The organism is Micromonospora reichwaldensis (assembly GCF_031845925.1).
GTDB lineage: Bacteria > Actinomycetota > Actinomycetes > Mycobacteriales > Micromonosporaceae > Micromonospora > Micromonospora reichwaldensis.
The window spans coordinates 91961-107158 of record NZ_JAVRFL010000024.1 but is presented as its reverse complement, the minus strand read 5'-3'; the positions used below and the strand labels follow the sequence as shown (position 1 = coordinate 107158).

Below are 15198 nucleotides of genomic sequence, written 5' to 3'. Positions count from 1 at the left end.
CACGCGGGCGGCGCCCCCCCCCCCCCCACGACCGAAGGAGTTCCGAACCGGATGACCGAACAACCATCCCTCGACCCCCGCCGGGCGGCCGTTTCGTGCGGCCCCCCGGCAACCCGGCGACCGGCCCCGCAGCCGGGGGCCTGGTGGCCCGGCGTCATCGTGATCGTGATCGTGATCGCCACGTCGGTGGCCCTGCTGCTGTCGGGGCGCGCCCTGGACGAGACCCTGCTGACCGCGGGTGCGGTCGTCCTGCTGGCCGGCGAGGTGGCCCGCCGGACCGTCGGTGTCCACGGGCCGCTGCCCACGGCACTCGTGACCGCGGCGGTCGCCGTTCTCGCCGGTGCGGTGCTGTTGACCGGTCGGCCGCCGACCGAGGTCGCGCTGGCGGTCTGTCTGACCGGCGTCGTCGCCGGCCGGGTCTCCACCTGGCTGCTCCGGGCGCCTAACCCTCGGTGGGGGGTGTAGCGCCGACGAAGCGCGCCGGTGCCGGACGCGGGTCCGGCACCGGCGACCACGGCGCGCCGCCGATGTCCACGAACACGAACAACGCCGGCCGTGAGGGCCCGGGCTCCGAGACCGGCAGCCCGCACCTCACCGAACTCGTCCGTCAGCTGAAGCTGACCTACCGGCAGGCGGGGAACCCGTCCTACCGCACGATCATCCGGACCACCTCCATCGGCCTGTCGACCTCCACGATCAGCCGCATCTTCACCGCCAGGAAGCCGCCGAAGTGGGAGAACCTGACCGAGCTGCTGCTCGCGCTCGGCGTGTCCCGGGAGGACATCAAGACCACCTGGCACCGGCTCTGGATGCTCGCCGACAACGAGGCCAACCCGCTCACGGGGACCGACAACGCCGGCGGGGAACTGCTGCCCGCGGGGCGGCGGCCGAAGGACGTCGAGGTCTGCCACCGGTGCGGGGCGTGGATCGCGGACACCGCGATGCACACCCGGTGGCATGCCGGCGTCGCCCGGGTCGAGATGCCTCCGAACGAGCAGAAGCCGGTGAACGTCGCCCGCCGCCGACGGTGACCGACGGAGGCGGTCAGGCGGGGGCCAGGCGTACGCCGTCGCGGCCGTGGTGCTTCACCGCGTAGAGCGCCTGGTCGGCGCGGCGCAGCGTGGCCTCGGGTGACTCGCCCGGGCGGGGAAGGGCCACCCCGACGCTGATCGTGCGGCCGATCTGCCGTGCCGCCTCGGCCAGGCGCTCGGCGATCCGGACCGCCTCCTCGGGGCGCCCCACCTCGATCACCGCCACGAACTCGTCGCCGCCGATCCGGTAGAGCTCGTCGCCGTGCCGCAGCGCCCCCTCCAGGGCCCGGGCCAGCCGGACGAGCACGCGGTCGCCGGCCTGGTGGCCGTACGTGTCGTTGACGGCCTTGAAGCCGTCCACGTCGATCGCCAGCAGGGCCGTACGACCCGGGGTGGCCACGGCGATCCGCTGGCCGAACGGCCCCGTGTGCCGCAGCCCGGTCAACGGGTCCGAGTTGGCCTGCTCGCGCAGGCGGGCCAGGCTACGCAGCCGGTCGAGGCAGCTCCACGCCTGGCCGGCGAGCAGCTCCAGCAGGTTGACCGTGGTCGGGTCGGGGCGCAGCAGTCGTTCGTCGGCCACCAGCAGCACCCCGCCGTCGTCGGGCCGGCCGACGGGCACGGCGACCAGCGTGCGCACCCCGGCCCGGGTCAGCGGCCGGTGGTCGGGCACGGGCGGGTGTCCCGCCTCGCCGAGCGTGTAGCCCACGCCGTGGCGGTGGGCGCGAGCCACCAGCCCGTCCAGCGCGGCGGGGTCCGCCTCGGTCAGCTCCGCCCGGATCCGCGCCTCCAGCTCGCCGGGGGTGGCCGGCGGCGTACCCAGGCGGGGCCCGTCCGGGCCGGCGAGCACCAGTACCGCCGCGGAGAGCGTGGACACGTCCCGGGCGGCGGCGATCGCGGCGGCGAACAGGTCCCACTCCGTCGACGCGGAGGTCAGCGCGGCGGCGTGCCGCAGGAGCTTCTCGCTGCGGCTCTCCGCCGGTGGCCCGCCGAGCGCCACGATCCGGGCCCCGAGGCGGGCCGCCAGCCGCTCGGCGGTGTCGCGCCACGGGCCGAGGTCGGCCGGGCCGCACCACTGGAGGTCCAGCACCCCGATGGGCCGGCCCGCCGGGTCGAGCACCGGTACGCACACCTCGGCGGTGACGTCGGGGCGTACCGGGATGTAGTCGGGGTCGACGGCGACGTCGGGCACGACGGCGGTCTCGCCGGAGGCGTACACCCGGCCCACGATCCCGGTCTTCGGCGGCACGGTGGAGAAGACCTGCCAGGAGCCGGTGGCCGCGACGCAGCGGAGCCGGTCGTGGACGTGCAGCAGGACGGAGATGGTGGCCGGCGCGTGGCGGGCGAGCGCGGTGACGGTCCACCGGCACGCCTCGACGACGGTCGACGCCATGGGGAGGCGGACCGTGACGTCACGGATGACTCGCTCGTGATCCACTCGGCACGTCGTTCCAGGTAGGGAGGGCCGCGACCGGCGGGCGGGCCCGCGATCAAGGGTACTCAGGCAGGCGCGGGACCAGCGGAAATCAAGATCGTCGACGCTTTCGTACACATGTGCCATCCACAGGCTGTGGACAGGGCCTGTGGGCACGGGCGGGCCGCGCGCCGGGGCCCGCGGCGATAGCGTGAGGGTCCCGGTCGAGTGGAGGCACCGATGCTCATCGCCCAGCTCAGTGATCCGCACCTGACCACCGGCGTGCTCGCCGCCGAGCCGGCCGCCGGCCTGCACCGCGCCCTGGGCCGGGTGCTGGCGCTGAACCCACGGCCCGACTGCGTGGTGATCACCGGCGACCTGGTCGACCGTGGCCGCCCCGACGAGTACGCGACCCTGCGCGAGGTCATCGGCCGGTTCCCCCTGCCGGTGCACCTGGTCGCCGGCAACCACGACGACCGGGAGTCGCTGCTGGACGCCTTCGGGGGCACGCCGTGGCTCGGCGGCGGCTTCTCGGCGCACTACCACGTGGACCACCCGGAGGCGACGGTCGTGGTGCTGGACTCCCTGATGCCGGGCGGGGGCGACGCCGGCTGCCTCGGCGAGGACCAGCTCGGCTGGCTGGACGGCGTGCTGGCCGGTCGACCCGAGGTGCCGGCAGTGGTCTGCCTGCACCACCCGCCGGCACCGGTCGGCATCCCGTTCCTCGACGACATCGGGCTGACCGACGGCGACGAGCTGGCCGAGGTGGTCGCCCGCCACCCGCACGTGGTCCGGGTGGTCGCCGGGCACGTCCACCGCCCGGTCACCGTGACCTTCGCCGGCACGGTGCTCACCACCGCGCCGAGCACCTGGCGGCAGAGCTCCCTCACCACCAGCGCCGACGACCAGTTCGGCTGGGTCGTCGAGCCGACCGGCTTCCTGCTGCACAAGGTCACCGGGAGCGGTTGCGCCACGCACCTGGTGCAGGCCAGCCACGCCGCCGGCATGACCTGCGGCTTCTGACCGCCGAGCCCGGTCGGCCCGTGGTGGGTGAGGTCTGGTACGTCGCGTACGGGTCGAACATGCACGCCGCCCGGCTCGGCTTCTACCTGGCGGGAGGCTGCCCGCCCGGCGGGCGGCGGACGTATCCGGGCTGCCGGGACCCGCGACCCGCCAGGCGTACGGTGCCGGTGTCGCTGCCCGGCGGCATCTACTTCGCCGGCGAGTCGCGGGCGTGGACCGGCGGGATGGCGTTCTACGACCCGGCGCTCCCCGGCGAGGCAGCGGCTCGGGCCTACCTGCTCGACATCGGGCAGTTCGCCGACGTGGCCGCCCAGGAGATGTACCGGGAACCCGGCGCCGACGCCGGCCTGATCGCCGAGGCCGTCGCCACCGGGAGGGCCACCCTCGGCCCCGGCCGGTACGAGACCCTGCTCTGCCCCGGCCGGCTCGACGGGCTCCCGCTGCTGACCTTCACCGCCCCGTGGGCGGCGTCCGAGGTGTCGTGGCGGGCCCCGGCCCCGGCCTACCTCGACATGATCGCCCGTGGCCTGCGCGAGTCGCACGGCTGGGACGCCGACCGGATCGCCCGCTACCTGCTGGCCCGGCCGGGGGTCGCCGGCGCCTGGGACGCCGCGGCCGTCGCGGCGCTGCTCGCCGGGACGGACCGGCCCGAGGGTGCCGGGCTGACCACGGACCGGCGCGAGGTGCCGGGCTGACCGACGCACCGTACGGCCCCCGACGCCGAACGCGGGCGGGGGCGGGACGCTCGGTGGCCACGTCTACAAGTTCTCCGGCGACTTCCGGCTGGCCCCGGGCGCCAGCGTCGTCGTGCACACCGGGAAGGGCACCAACAGCTCGACCCACCGCTACTGGGGCTCGGGCGCCTACATCTGGAACAACACCGGGGACAAGGCGTCCCTGCGCAACTCGTCCGGCACCCTGATCGACTCCTGCTCGTGGGGGAGCAAGGGCAGCTACACGTACTGCTGAGGCGGGCGGCCGGCCCCGGGCAGCCCGGGCCGGCGGCACCCCTCCGCCGGCGGGCGCCCACGCTGCCGGGCATGTCGGAAACGCCCGTCCGGATGGTCGCCGGCCGCGAGTTTGCGCAGGTCTGCGCCCCCGCCCCGGTCGACCGGGGCGGGCGACGATGAGAGGCTGTCCGCGACGCGGCGGCGCTCGGCCACCCTCGCCACCGCGACCGAACCTGTCGACGGCGCGGCCCGCCCCCGGGGTGGACCGTCACCCGGGTGCCCGCGCCGGCTTCCCACGAGGAGTTCCATGTCCATCCCCGGGATGCGCCGGGCCGCCATCGGCCTGACCGCGCTCGCCGTGACCGCCTTCGGCGCGGTCACGACCACCCCCGACCAGGCGGACGCCGGCCCGAAGCCGGTCGCCGTCAAGCTGCTGGCCCTCAACGACTTCCACGGCAACCTCGAACCGCCGTCCGGCACCACCAACGGCACCATCGCCGGGCAGCCCGCCGGCGGGGCCGAATACCTCGCCACCCAGCTCGCCGAGCTGCGTAAGCACGCCAAGAAGCAGAACACCATCACCGTGGCGGCCGGCGACCTGATCGGCGCCTCCCCGCTGCTCTCCGCCGCGTTCCACGACGAGCCGACCATCGAGGCGCTCTCGCTGGCCGGGCTCGACTACGCCAGCGTCGGCAACCACGAGTTCGACGAGGGCGCCGACGAGCTGCTGCGCATCCAGAACGGCGGCTGCCACCCGGTCGACGGCTGCGTCGACGGCACCCCGTACGAGGGCGCCGGCTTCCAGTACCTCTCCGCGAACGCGTTCAAGACCGCGACCGGCCAGCCGCTGCTGGCCCCGTACGCCATCCACAAGGTGCAGGGCGTCAAGGTCGGCTTCATCGGCATGACGCTGGAGGGCACCCCGCGCATCGTCAGCCAGCAGGGCGTCGCCGGCCTGACCTTCGCCGACGAGGCGCAGACCGCCAACCGGTACGCCCGGGAGCTGCGCCGCCAGGGCGTCGAGACCATCGTCGTGCTGCTGCACGAGGGCGGCACCCAGGACGCGACCGGCGGCATCAACGACTGCAAGGGCATCTCCGGCCCCATCGTGGACATCGCCAACCGGATGGACCCGTCCATCGACGTGGTCGTCAGCGGCCACACCCACCAGGCGTACAACTGCGACATCGCCGGCAAGCTGGTCACCAGCGCCAGCTCCTTCGGTCGCCTGGTCACCGACATCGACCTCTCCATCGACCGGCGTACCGGCGACGTGATCAGCGCCAAGGCCGAGAACGTGGTGGTCACCCGGGACGTCGCCCCGGACCGGGCGCAGACCGACCTGATCAACCGCTACAAGACCGTGCTCGGCCCGGTGGCCGGCCGCGAGGTCGGCCGGACCACCACGGAGATCAAGAAGACCCAGGAGACCCTCTTCGGTACGACCCTGGGCGAGTCCCCGCTGGGCAACGTGATCGCCGACGCGCAGCTCGCCGCCACCGACGACGAGCAGGGCGCCGTCGCCGCCTTCATGAACCCCGGTGGCGTACGCGCCGACCTCGACGCCGGCCCGGTCACCTACGAGGAGGCGTTCACGGTGCAGCCGTTCGGCAACAACCTCGTGACGCTCGACCTCACCGGCGCGCAGCTCTACTGCATGCTGGAACAGCAGTTCGTCACCGGCCGGACGCTCTACCCGTCGTCGACCGTCCGCTACGTCGTCGACCCGGCCGGCACCACCGGCACCGTCGCCGACGCCTGCACGGGCACCCGGGTCGTCCGGGGCAGCCTCACCCTCGGCGGGGTGGCGGTCACCGCCGACGCCACGTACCGGGTGACGGTCAACAACTTCCTCTCCGGCGGCGGCGACGGCTTCACCGTTCTCACCGGCGGCACCAACGCGGTCACCGGCATGATCGACCTGGACGCGTTCGTGGCCTACCTGACCGCCGAGTCCCCGGTCTCGGCGCCGGCCCTGGACCGCATCCGCACCACCGCCGAGGTTCCCACCGCCTGACGGCAGCGGTACGCACCCGACGGGCCCCGGAGCATCCCTTGCGGATTCCGGGGCCCGTCGCCGTCAGTAGCGCCGGGGACCGGACATTCGGTGCCCGCCGTCCACGGCCCGCGTGCGCGGCGGGGCGGGGCGGGGCGGTCAGGCCTGCACGGGGGCCGGTTCGGTGGCCGGCGGGGCGGCCGGTGCGCGGCCGTCCTGGGCCGGCGTGAGCAGCCGGCGCAGGGAGAGCGCGATGAGCGAGGCCACCAGGCAGCCGCTGACGACCACCCCGACCCAGATCCGGCCGTCGGCCGCACCGAGCAGCGGGCCCGCCGTGACGGGACCGATCACGCCGCTGATGCCGAAGATCATCGAGCTCATGGCGTTGTATCGGCCGCGCAGCGCGTCCGTGGCGAGCGCGTTCGTCAGCGCCGGCATCACCGGCGACAGCAGGGTCTCGCCGAAGCCGAAGATCGCCGAACAGGCGACGACGCAGAGGGCGGCGATCAGCGCGTTGCTCGGTCCGACCACGCCCCCGGCCCCCAGGACCAGCCAGGCGATCGCGAAGACCGCGCCCACGACCGCCAGCCCGCCCGTGCGGCTGCGCCCCTCCATCCGTCGCAGGACCAGCAGCTGGGATAGCACGATCATCACCGTGTTGCCGGCCAGCGCCCAGGCGACCACGCGCGGCGTCACCTCGGCCACCCGTACGGCGTAGGCGGTGAAGCCGACCTCGATCTGCGCGTAGCCGCAGGTGGTCAGGACGAGGCCGAAGATGACGAGCCGCCGGAACGGACGGTCGCGCAGCACGGTGAGGTAGCCGCCCGCCGACGTCCGCTCCCCGGCCGGTCCGGCGGCGAGCCGGTGGCCCACGTGCGGCAGGGTCAGCAGGATCAGCGCGGGCATCAGGTAGCTGATCGCGTCGAGCACGTAGATCGCCTGGAAGGTGACCTCGCGGGCGGTGTCGACGATCGCGCCGGAGGTCAGGCCGCCGACGCCGATGCCGAGGTTGAGCAGGGCGAAGTTCAGCCCGAAGACCCGCTGCCGCTCGTCGGCGTCGGTGAGCGAGGCGAGGATCGTGTTCTGCCCCGGCCAGATGACCGAGCTGCCCATCGCCACCAGCGTCATCACCCCGAACGCCGAGGCGCTCGAGTCGACCAGGGCCAGCGACCCGGTGCCGACCGCCTCGATCAGCAGGCCCGACAGCAGGATCCGGCGGGCGCCGAACCGGTCGATGAGCGCGCCGCCGATCGGCGAGAGCGCCAGGGTGATCACGCCGTACCAGCCGATCACCAGGCCGGCGCGGGTGTCGGTGAGACCCCGGACGTCGGTCAGGTAGATGAACAGGAACGGCAGGGTGAGACCGCGCCCGATCGCCGACAACAGCGTGCCGATGAGCATCCGCCGGGCTTCGGAACGGCGGGGCAGGGCGCGACTGAGCATCCCCCGATTCTGTGCGCTGGGTGTGACACAGCGCGAGACCTTTTCGCGCCGAGTTTCCCGTTCGCCGTGTGCGCGGGGTCACAACGCAGGCGCGTCGGCGGGTCGTCGTACCTCTCTGCGATCCTGGTCGGGATGACCACAGCCTGGCGACACCTGCCCGCACCGGCCCGCGAGATCGCCGCCGCCACCACCGACGCGGTCGCCGCCGTCCGCGAGCGCGCCCCCGAGGCGTACGACGTCGCGGTGGCCCGGCTCGCGGCGGCCGAACGGTCGGGCCTGGTGCTCGGCGCGGTGGTCCGGCTGCTGCTGGAGGAGACCCACCCCGACGGCCTCGACGGCGACGACGTCCGTCAGGTGCTCGAAGGCTGCGTCCGCGACGCCGCGCAGTGGCGGCCCGACGTCGACCCGCACGTGGTCCTCGTCCTGCTGGCGGGCGCCCTCGGCGTCTACGACCCCGACGGCGACGAGTCGCCGCCGGACCCGCCCGCCGCGGCGCGGCACGCGCCGTTGCTCGTCGCCGACCTGCTCACCGTCACCGGCCGGCCCGTCGAGGGCTACCTGACCGCCGCGTTCACCGAGATCGCCCGCACCGAACAACAGGACTGACCGGCGCCGTCGCCACCATGACATGTGCCTGATGTCGGGTGTCCGGGACAGGAAGAGCAAGCCCGTCCAGGATGCCCGGCACCTCAAGCGGGGCGGAAACTGTTAAGCTCCCGCCGCTTCGCTGTGAGCTCTCGAACGTCGGCACGACGGCGGTCCGCCCGCGCCGCACGGTCCCACCGCAGAAAGCCGTCGAAGCCCTCACCTTCCGCGACGCAGGGGGACCAGCATGGCCAGACGTGCGCTCCTACGCGGCGGCATCGCCGCCATCATGTCCTTCACCCTCGCCATGGGGCTGGTTCCGCCGACGATCGCCGTAGCGGAGGCAGCCACGGCAGAGGCGGTCATCCCCGCCCCCACCGTCCTCCTACCCCGGACAGCCCTGCTGAGCGCGGGGCCCTCGGGATTCCTCCGCTACGAGCACGCGCGCGGTCATTTGTGGACGAGCTACGCAGGCGCGGACACGATCGTTGACGCGTCCGCCACGGACGTTCACGCCATGCCGGACTTCGGTGCGGGCTCCGACGTCGTCGCGCGGTACGACGACACCGCCAGGACCGTGTGGCTGCGGGACATGTCGGCCGGTGCGTCCCGTGCGGTCGTGCTGCCCGCCGGCCACCAGTACTTCAGCACGCTCGGCTGGACGGTCGTGACGACGGCGGGAAGCTCCGGCGGCGCCGACATCACGTGGCACCTGCTCGACTCCCGTGACGGCGACTCCGTCACGCAGCGCGCCGTCCAGGACGTCCCCGACGGAATCACCGCGACGTTCGAGACCAACGATCCGCTGGGCGACGCGCACGGGCAGGTCGTCCGGTACCGGACGGCCGATGGCGGACGTACCGCATGGCTCGATGTCGACCAGGGCCGGTTGGTCCCGCTGCCGCACCGCGGCAGCCAGACCGACGGGCAGGTCGTGCTCACCGCCACCCACCTGCTGTTCTGGCGGTGGGCGGACCGGGCCGTCGCCATCCACTCGCGCGGCGACCTGACCGCGGCTCCGCGAACGGTGCCGCTGGTCGGCGACGCCCAACTGCTCGGCATGGTCGGCGAGACACTCGTCGTGGCCCGGTACGACCCCTCCCTGGGCCGCCACGCCTACGACCTGCCGGTGTGGCGGGTCGAGGCGCTCGCCCCCGACGGCTCCACCGTGAAGACGCTGCTGGCCCGGTCCGCCGGCCGGGGCGTGCCGACCCCGGACGGCGGGCTCCTGGTGCCGGGCGGCCCCGGCCCCGACTGGGACCAGTGGGGGGTTTCCCTCATCGAGGCCACCGACGGTGGCGAGGTGACCGTCCGCAGGATCGCCGAGGCGTCCCCGCAGCAGCTCCAGAAGACGGTGGACGAGCTGACCCTGACCCAGGGACGGCTGGACACCCTGGAGTACGACCCCTCGATCGACAGGCGACACGTCTTCACCCGGGACGTCGGCGTGACCGGATCCCTCACCGTGGGGGCACGCCTCGCCCGCGGCGCCGTGTACGACGGCTGCGCCTTTCCGGTGTGCGTCAGGCGACACCCCACCGGTGACGGCCGGACCGTCGTCTCGGGCGTCACCGGATCCCCGCAACCGCACCTCCTGGAGCCGACCCAGTCCCTGCCGGGCACTCCGATCGACAGCTCCCGCACCTACGAGTCGGTGGCGGCCGCCAGCGGCCGGTTCGTCGCCCTGTTGACGTACGCCGACACCGGGACGGGGACGCCGGAGCCCGCGCCCACCGGGCCGGGCGGGGGCGTGCTGGAGACCCGCGTCGTCGACCTGGACACCCGGCGGACGGTGTTCACCACGACTGCCGGCGTCGCGGCGATGTGGGGCACCACCCTGTGGGTGCGGAACGGCAACGAGGCCGTGGCCCCCATCGACGTCCTGACCGGGCAGCGGGGCGCCGAGGTGTGGTTCGGGCGCGGCTGCCTCCTGGACGACTTCCAGGCCGTCGGCCGGTGGCTGCTCTGGAGCTGTGTGGGGCTGCTGGAGAGCCAGGGCGTGTACGACACCGTCACGAAGACGAAGCTGCCACTCTTCTCAGGATCCGGCTTGTCGCGGGCAAAGCTCGGTGACGGCTTCGTAGCGTCCGAGGTGGACGGCCAGCTCCGGGTCACCGACGTTCGCAGCGGCACGCCCGTGCCGCACACCCTCGGGGAATTCAGGTCGTGGCGTCCCTGGGCCATCGACCCGTACACCGGGACCATCGCCCACCTCGGGGCCGACAACGGCATCCGTCTGGTGCCCAGCGGCGTTCCGGTCTCGCCCCTCGTCCAGCTCGACGCCGTGGTCGCCCCGTCGGCCCGGATCAAGGGGAGCACCGGGCACTGGAAGCCGAAGTGGTGGCTGTCCAAGCCCGCCGCCTCCTGGACGCTCGTGATCAGGAACCCGGCCACCGGCGCCACCGTCAGCACCATCTCCGGCGGCCTGGCCCGCGGCCTCGTGACCACGTCCTGGAACGGGCAGGACCGCCTGCGCCGGCCGGTACCCGACGGCGCGTACACCTGGACGTTGACCGCCACGCCGGCCGATGGGAAGGGCGAGTTGCTCACCCGCTCCGGCACGCTGGATCTCCGCAACGAGTGCCACATCGGGGGCCGGTTGCGAAAGGCCATGGGGTGTTCCTGACGGCGAAGTGCCCGGCCGCGACACTTTCGCACATGCTCGACCCGGTACACGCCGGTTCCGGTCCACGGCGACCGCCAGCCGGTCTTTTCCCAGGACTCGTCCGAACGCACGATGACTTCCTCCCTCACCCCGACGTCGGAAATGCTCGCGGCCGCTATTCGGCGATCCGGGTACGCATCGTCCAGCGGAAGGCGATCGGGCCGTCGTCCGCGGGATCGGCGCCCGTCTGGCGTTCGAAATGCTCGTAGCCGCCGTAGTGCTCGATCTTCACCCTCTCGCCGGCAGCCACGGTTTTGAGCAGGCGACGTTCGGGCGGAAGGTCCGCCGGACCGCCCTCCAGGACAACATCCACGAGGTTGTCGTCTGCGAGATGACCCATCGCCATGCCCCTTTTCGACAGTTCTGGCGCGAATGACATCCGGAACAGGATCTCGACGGCTTGCCAGTCGACGGTAATCAATCGGGGGAAGGGGCCTCATCCCTCACGGACCCCTATCGGGAAAGCCGGTGGCGGTCGCATTCGCCGATCCACGTTGCTTACCCGGTGATTACCGGCTTGTTCCACGGCGGATCCTATGTTTCGTCAGCGCGGCAACAGACGAGATCACCCCACATCGCGGTCACCTGCGAACAGGAGTCAGCATGGCAACGTTGGGCCCCACCGTGCCGGCCGGCACGGCCGACAGTCCGCCGTCATTCCCGATGCGCCGCTCCGGGTGCCCCTTCAACCCGCCCCCGGAGTACGAGACGCTGCGCTCGACGGAACCGGTGTCCCGGGCCATGCTTCGCGACGGCAGCACCGTCTGGCTGGTCTCGCGGTACGCCGACGTCCAGGCCGCGCTCACCGACCCCCGGATCAGCAGCGACAGCACCATCCCGGGCATTCCCCTGGCCGGCGGTACCGGGGTGGACCCGCAAGGACGGCGTTCGTCGTTCGTCCGGATGGACCCGCCCGAGCACGACGTGTACCGCAAACTGCTGGTGCCCGACTTCACGATGCGCAAGATCCGTACCCTGCGCCCGCGGATCCAGCGGACGGTGGACGATGCGCTGGACGTCATGCGGGACAGTGGCCAGCCCGCCGACCTCGTGAAGCTGGTGGCGCTACGGGTGCCGTCGGTGCTCACCTGCGAACTTCTCGGCGTGCCGGAGTCCGAGCACCACTTCTTCCAGACCCGCGCGAATGTCCTGCTCGAGCGCAGCGTCCCGATGAACGAACTCCGGACCGCCGTGATGGAAATGCGCACCCACATGCTCGCCCTGTTGGACGAGAAACGCCGTAACCCGGGCGACGACATCCTCACCAAACTCGCGCACGCACCGGCCGAACTCGAGCTGGCGGATTCCGAGCTCGCCGGCGCGGCCCAGAGCGTGCTGAACGCATCGCACGAGTCGACCGCCAGCATGATCGCCCTCGGCACGCTGGTCCTGCTGGAACACCCCGGTGCGCTCGCCGAACTGAAAGCCGACCCGGCCCTGTGGCCCAAGGCTGTCGAGGAGTTGCTCCGCTACCTCAGCGTCGGCGATCTGGTTCTGCCCCGGATCGCCAAGGAGGACGTCGAGATCGCGGGTCAACGGATCGCGGCCGGTGAGGGTCTGTATCTCCTCGCCGCCTCGGCCAACCACGACAAGGACTTCTTCGAGGACCCGGACACCTTCGACATTCATCGCTCGACGCGCGGGCACATGGCGTACGGCTACGGCATCCACCAGTGCATCGGCCAGAACATGGCCAATGCGGAGCTGGAGATCGTCTTCGAGACCCTGTTCCGGCGGTTCCCCGACCTGCGCTGCACCGTGCCGCTCGACGAGCTGTCGTACAAACACGAGAGCGCCTTTTTCGGCGTTCATGAATTGCCGGTCACCTGGTGAACCGGTGAGACGGAGCGGCCGGCCGGGATCGGCCGGCCGCTCCGTCTCCCACGGACACCCCGAGAGTTGCGTCACAGCTTCGTGTCGGTGCTGTCCAGCAGCGGTGTGAGTCTGGAGGACATCGCCGACCTGTGCGGTCACTCCGGCACCACGGTCACGGAGAAGGTCTATCGGCACCAACTGCGGCCGGTGCTGCTGAGTGGCGCGGTCGCGATGGATCGCATCTTCGCGCTCACCCCGGAACGTTAGTCACTCAGGAAGCACTAGAGGGCACATCCTTCGATAGGATGTGCCCTCTCACCTGGTCGGGGTGGCCGGATTCGAACCGACGACCTCTTCGTCCCGAACGAAGCGCGCTACCAAGCTGCGCCACACCCCGAGGCGTGCCGACAAATAGTAGCCCACCCCGCCCGGGGGTCAAACTCGGTACCCCCGTCGGTCCGACTGCCGGCCGGTCGCATGAACGGGGCAGCTCGACAGGCGCCCACCCACCCGCCGGCCACCAGCCGGCGGCGCCCGGCCAGCCCGCGCCGCCGGCCAGCTCGCGCCGCCGGCCAGCTCGCGGCGCAGGTCCGGTGCCAGCGGCGCGGGCGGCGCGGGTCAGCGGGGGATCAGGGTCAGCACGCTCGCCTCCGGCGGGCAGGCGAACCGGACCGGCGCGGTCGGGTGGGTGCCGAGCCCGGCGGAGACGTGCAGCCACGAGTCGGAGCCGGGCCAGCGGTGCAGGCCGCGTGCCATGGAGCGGGGCAGGCCGCAGTTGGTCACCAGCGCACCGACCCCCGGTACGCAGACCTGACCGCCGTGGGTGTGCCCGGCGAGCATCAGCCCGAAGCCGTCGGCGGCCATCCGGTCGAGGACGGCCGGCTCGGGGGAGTGGGTGAGCGCGATCGACAGGTCGGCGGTGGGCGACACCGGCCCGGCGACCGAGTCGTAGTCGTCCCGTTCGACGTGCGGGTCGTCCACGCCGAGCAGCTCGACGACCCGGCCGCCGGCCTTCAGGGTGGTGCGGGCGTTGTTCAGGTCCGCCCAGCCGGCGCCGACGAAGACGTCTCGCAGCTCCTCGTGCGGCAGTTCGACGCCCTCGGTGTACTCCCGGTCGGGCAGGAAGTAGGTGAACGGGTTCTTCCAGACCGGCCCGGTGTAGTCGTTCGAGCCGAAGACGAAGGCCCCTGGGAGGTCGAGCAGCGGCTGGAGGGCGTTCAGCACGCCGGGCACGGCGCCGGGGTGCGCCATGTTGTCCCCGGTGACCACGACCAGGTCGGGGTCGAGGGCGGCCAGCGACGCCACCCAGCGCTGCTTACGCCCCTGGTCGGGCATCATGTGCAGGTCCGACAGGTGCAGGACCCGCAGGGGCTCCGCGTCGGCCGGCAGGACCGGCACGTCGTACCGCCGCAGGGTGAACATGTTGCGCTCGACGAGTGACGCGTAGGCCAGGGTCGCCGCGCCGAGCGCGGCGGTCCCGGTCGCGAGCCGGAATAGTGTGCGCTTTCGCATGCCGTTCAGGGTAGTTTCACCGACCATGAGCACGCTGAAGGACCGTCTGACCGCCGACATGCGCGCCGCCCTGAAGGCGCGCGACGAGCTGACCACCTCCACGCTGCGGATGGCGCTGGCCGCCGTCGGCACCGCCGAGGTCGCCGGCAAGGCCAAGCGCGAGCTCACCGACGACGAGGTGCTCGCGGTGCTGACCAAGGAGGCGAAGAAGCGCCGGGAGGCCGCCACCGCCTTCGGTGACGCCGGCCGCACCGAGCAGGCCACGAAGGAGATCGCCGAGGGCGAGGTGCTGGAGCGCTACCTGCCGAAGCAGCTCCCCGACGCCGAGCTGACCGAGCTGGTCGCGGGGGCGCTCGCCGCGGGCGGCTTCACCGGCAAGTCGCAGATGGGCCCGGCCATGAAGGCGGCCCAAGCGGCGGTGGCCGGCCGGGCCGAGGGTGGTCGCGTCGCCGCCGAGGTACGCCGCCAGCTCGGCCTCTGACAGTTGGCTGCAGGTCGGATCCGTAGCCGGTGACCTGCGGAAAGCCTGCCAATTGTTCGGATGGGAGGTCCATGTCCCACTGCCGTGACGCAGAGTGGCCACTGGTATCCATTGCGTAGTATCTGTTTCTGTGGGAGGGTATCCCCTGTCGGCGGAAAATGCGCAACGGGGGCGCAACCGAGCCGCTGACAATTGCGTTCCCGTTGCCTCATTGCATTCAGGAAGGTTTTCCTAGTGAGGCGAGTATTTGCTGCAGCTCTAGTCGCTGCCGGGGGTCTGGGGGCTG

Annotated in this window: 13 protein-coding genes, 1 tRNA gene and 2 pseudogenes; 11 read left to right on the top strand and 5 right to left on the bottom strand. The window is 72.4% G+C overall.

What is annotated here, in order from left to right:
• The first annotated feature begins 159 nt into the window (after nt 1-159).
• Nucleotides 160-465, top strand: coding sequence for a hypothetical protein (locus RM555_RS20470; RefSeq protein WP_311413242.1), 306 nt, complete (start codon nt 160-162; stop codon nt 463-465).
• Nucleotides 466-527: 62 nt separating this feature from the next.
• Nucleotides 528-1031 carry a helix-turn-helix domain-containing protein gene (locus tag RM555_RS20465; RefSeq protein ID WP_311413241.1) on the top strand — a complete coding sequence of 168 codons (504 nt, stop codon included), beginning with the start codon at nt 528-530 and terminating at the stop codon, nt 1029-1031.
• 13 nt (nt 1032-1044) lie between these two features.
• Here RM555_RS20465 and RM555_RS20460 read toward each other — a convergent pair whose 3' ends face one another.
• On the bottom strand, nt 1045-2466 hold the full coding sequence (locus RM555_RS20460; protein ID WP_311413240.1) for a GGDEF domain-containing protein: 1422 nt from the start codon (nt 2464-2466) through the stop codon (nt 1045-1047).
• 216 nt (nt 2467-2682) lie between these two features.
• Here RM555_RS20460 and RM555_RS20455 point away from each other — a divergent pair, with 216 nt between their 5' ends.
• The 4 genes and pseudogenes from RM555_RS20455 to RM555_RS20440 all read left to right on the top strand — a co-directional run bounded on the left by RM555_RS20455 (nt 2683) and on the right by RM555_RS20440 (nt 6432).
• Entirely contained in the window at nt 2683-3465 is a 783-nt protein-coding gene (locus tag RM555_RS20455) for a phosphodiesterase (RefSeq protein ID WP_311413239.1), read from the top strand.
• 20 nt (nt 3466-3485) lie between these two features.
• Nucleotides 3486-4160 carry a histone deacetylase gene (locus RM555_RS20450; protein ID WP_311413238.1) on the top strand — a complete coding sequence of 225 codons (675 nt, stop codon included), beginning with the start codon at nt 3486-3488 and terminating at the stop codon, nt 4158-4160.
• Between the two features lie 67 nt (nt 4161-4227).
• Nucleotides 4228-4434 (top strand): annotated as a pseudogene (locus tag RM555_RS20445) (lamin tail domain-containing protein); the annotation flags it as partial.
• Nucleotides 4435-4722: 288 nt separating this feature from the next.
• A complete protein-coding gene (locus RM555_RS20440) occupies nt 4723-6432 on the top strand; it encodes a bifunctional metallophosphatase/5'-nucleotidase (RefSeq protein WP_311413237.1) in 1710 nt (569 codons plus the stop codon).
• A gap of 138 nt (nt 6433-6570) precedes the next feature.
• Here the strand turns inward: RM555_RS20440 and RM555_RS20435 are convergent, their stop codons facing one another.
• Nucleotides 6571-7854, bottom strand: a complete 1284-nt coding sequence (locus tag RM555_RS20435) for an MFS transporter (protein WP_311413236.1) — start codon at nt 7852-7854, stop codon at nt 6571-6573.
• Nucleotides 7855-7986: 132 nt separating this feature from the next.
• Here RM555_RS20435 and RM555_RS20430 point away from each other — a divergent pair, with 132 nt between their 5' ends.
• Both RM555_RS20430 and RM555_RS20425 read left to right on the top strand, forming a co-directional pair.
• Nucleotides 7987-8460 (top strand): hypothetical protein, encoded by a 474-nt coding sequence (locus RM555_RS20430; RefSeq protein ID WP_311413235.1) that lies wholly within the window; start codon nt 7987-7989, stop codon nt 8458-8460.
• Nucleotides 8461-8686: 226 nt separating this feature from the next.
• Entirely contained in the window at nt 8687-11065 is a 2379-nt protein-coding gene (locus tag RM555_RS20425; RefSeq protein WP_311413234.1) for a FlgD immunoglobulin-like domain containing protein, read from the top strand.
• Nucleotides 11066-11219: 154 nt separating this feature from the next.
• On the opposite strand, the gene RM555_RS20420 is transcribed toward RM555_RS20425, so the two are convergent.
• Nucleotides 11220-11525, bottom strand: a complete 306-nt coding sequence (locus RM555_RS20420; RefSeq protein WP_311413233.1) for a DUF5988 family protein — start codon at nt 11523-11525, stop codon at nt 11220-11222.
• A 182-nt stretch (nt 11526-11707) separates the two neighbouring features.
• Here RM555_RS20420 and RM555_RS20415 point away from each other — a divergent pair, with 182 nt between their 5' ends.
• Both RM555_RS20415 and RM555_RS20410 read left to right on the top strand, forming a co-directional pair.
• Nucleotides 11708-12937: a cytochrome P450 gene (locus tag RM555_RS20415; RefSeq protein WP_311413232.1), complete on the top strand. Its 1230-nt coding sequence runs from the start codon at nt 11708-11710 to the stop codon at nt 12935-12937.
• A gap of 54 nt (nt 12938-12991) precedes the next feature.
• Nucleotides 12992-13186, top strand: a pseudogene (locus RM555_RS20410) (site-specific integrase); the annotation flags it as partial.
• Nucleotides 13187-13239: 53 nt separating this feature from the next.
• Here the strand turns inward: RM555_RS20410 and RM555_RS20405 are convergent.
• Nucleotides 13240-13316 (bottom strand) — tRNA-Pro (locus RM555_RS20405).
• 221 nt (nt 13317-13537) lie between these two features.
• Nucleotides 13538-14431 (bottom strand): metallophosphoesterase, encoded by an 894-nt coding sequence (locus RM555_RS20400; RefSeq protein WP_311413231.1) that lies wholly within the window; start codon nt 14429-14431, stop codon nt 13538-13540.
• A gap of 25 nt (nt 14432-14456) precedes the next feature.
• Between RM555_RS20400 and RM555_RS20395 the strand changes: the two genes are divergently transcribed.
• The gene (locus tag RM555_RS20395) at nt 14457-14912 is read left to right on the top strand and encodes a GatB/YqeY domain-containing protein (protein WP_132238537.1); all 456 of its coding nucleotides are present in this window, start codon (nt 14457-14459) and stop codon (nt 14910-14912) included.
• The last annotated feature ends 286 nt before the right edge of the window (nt 14913-15198 follow it).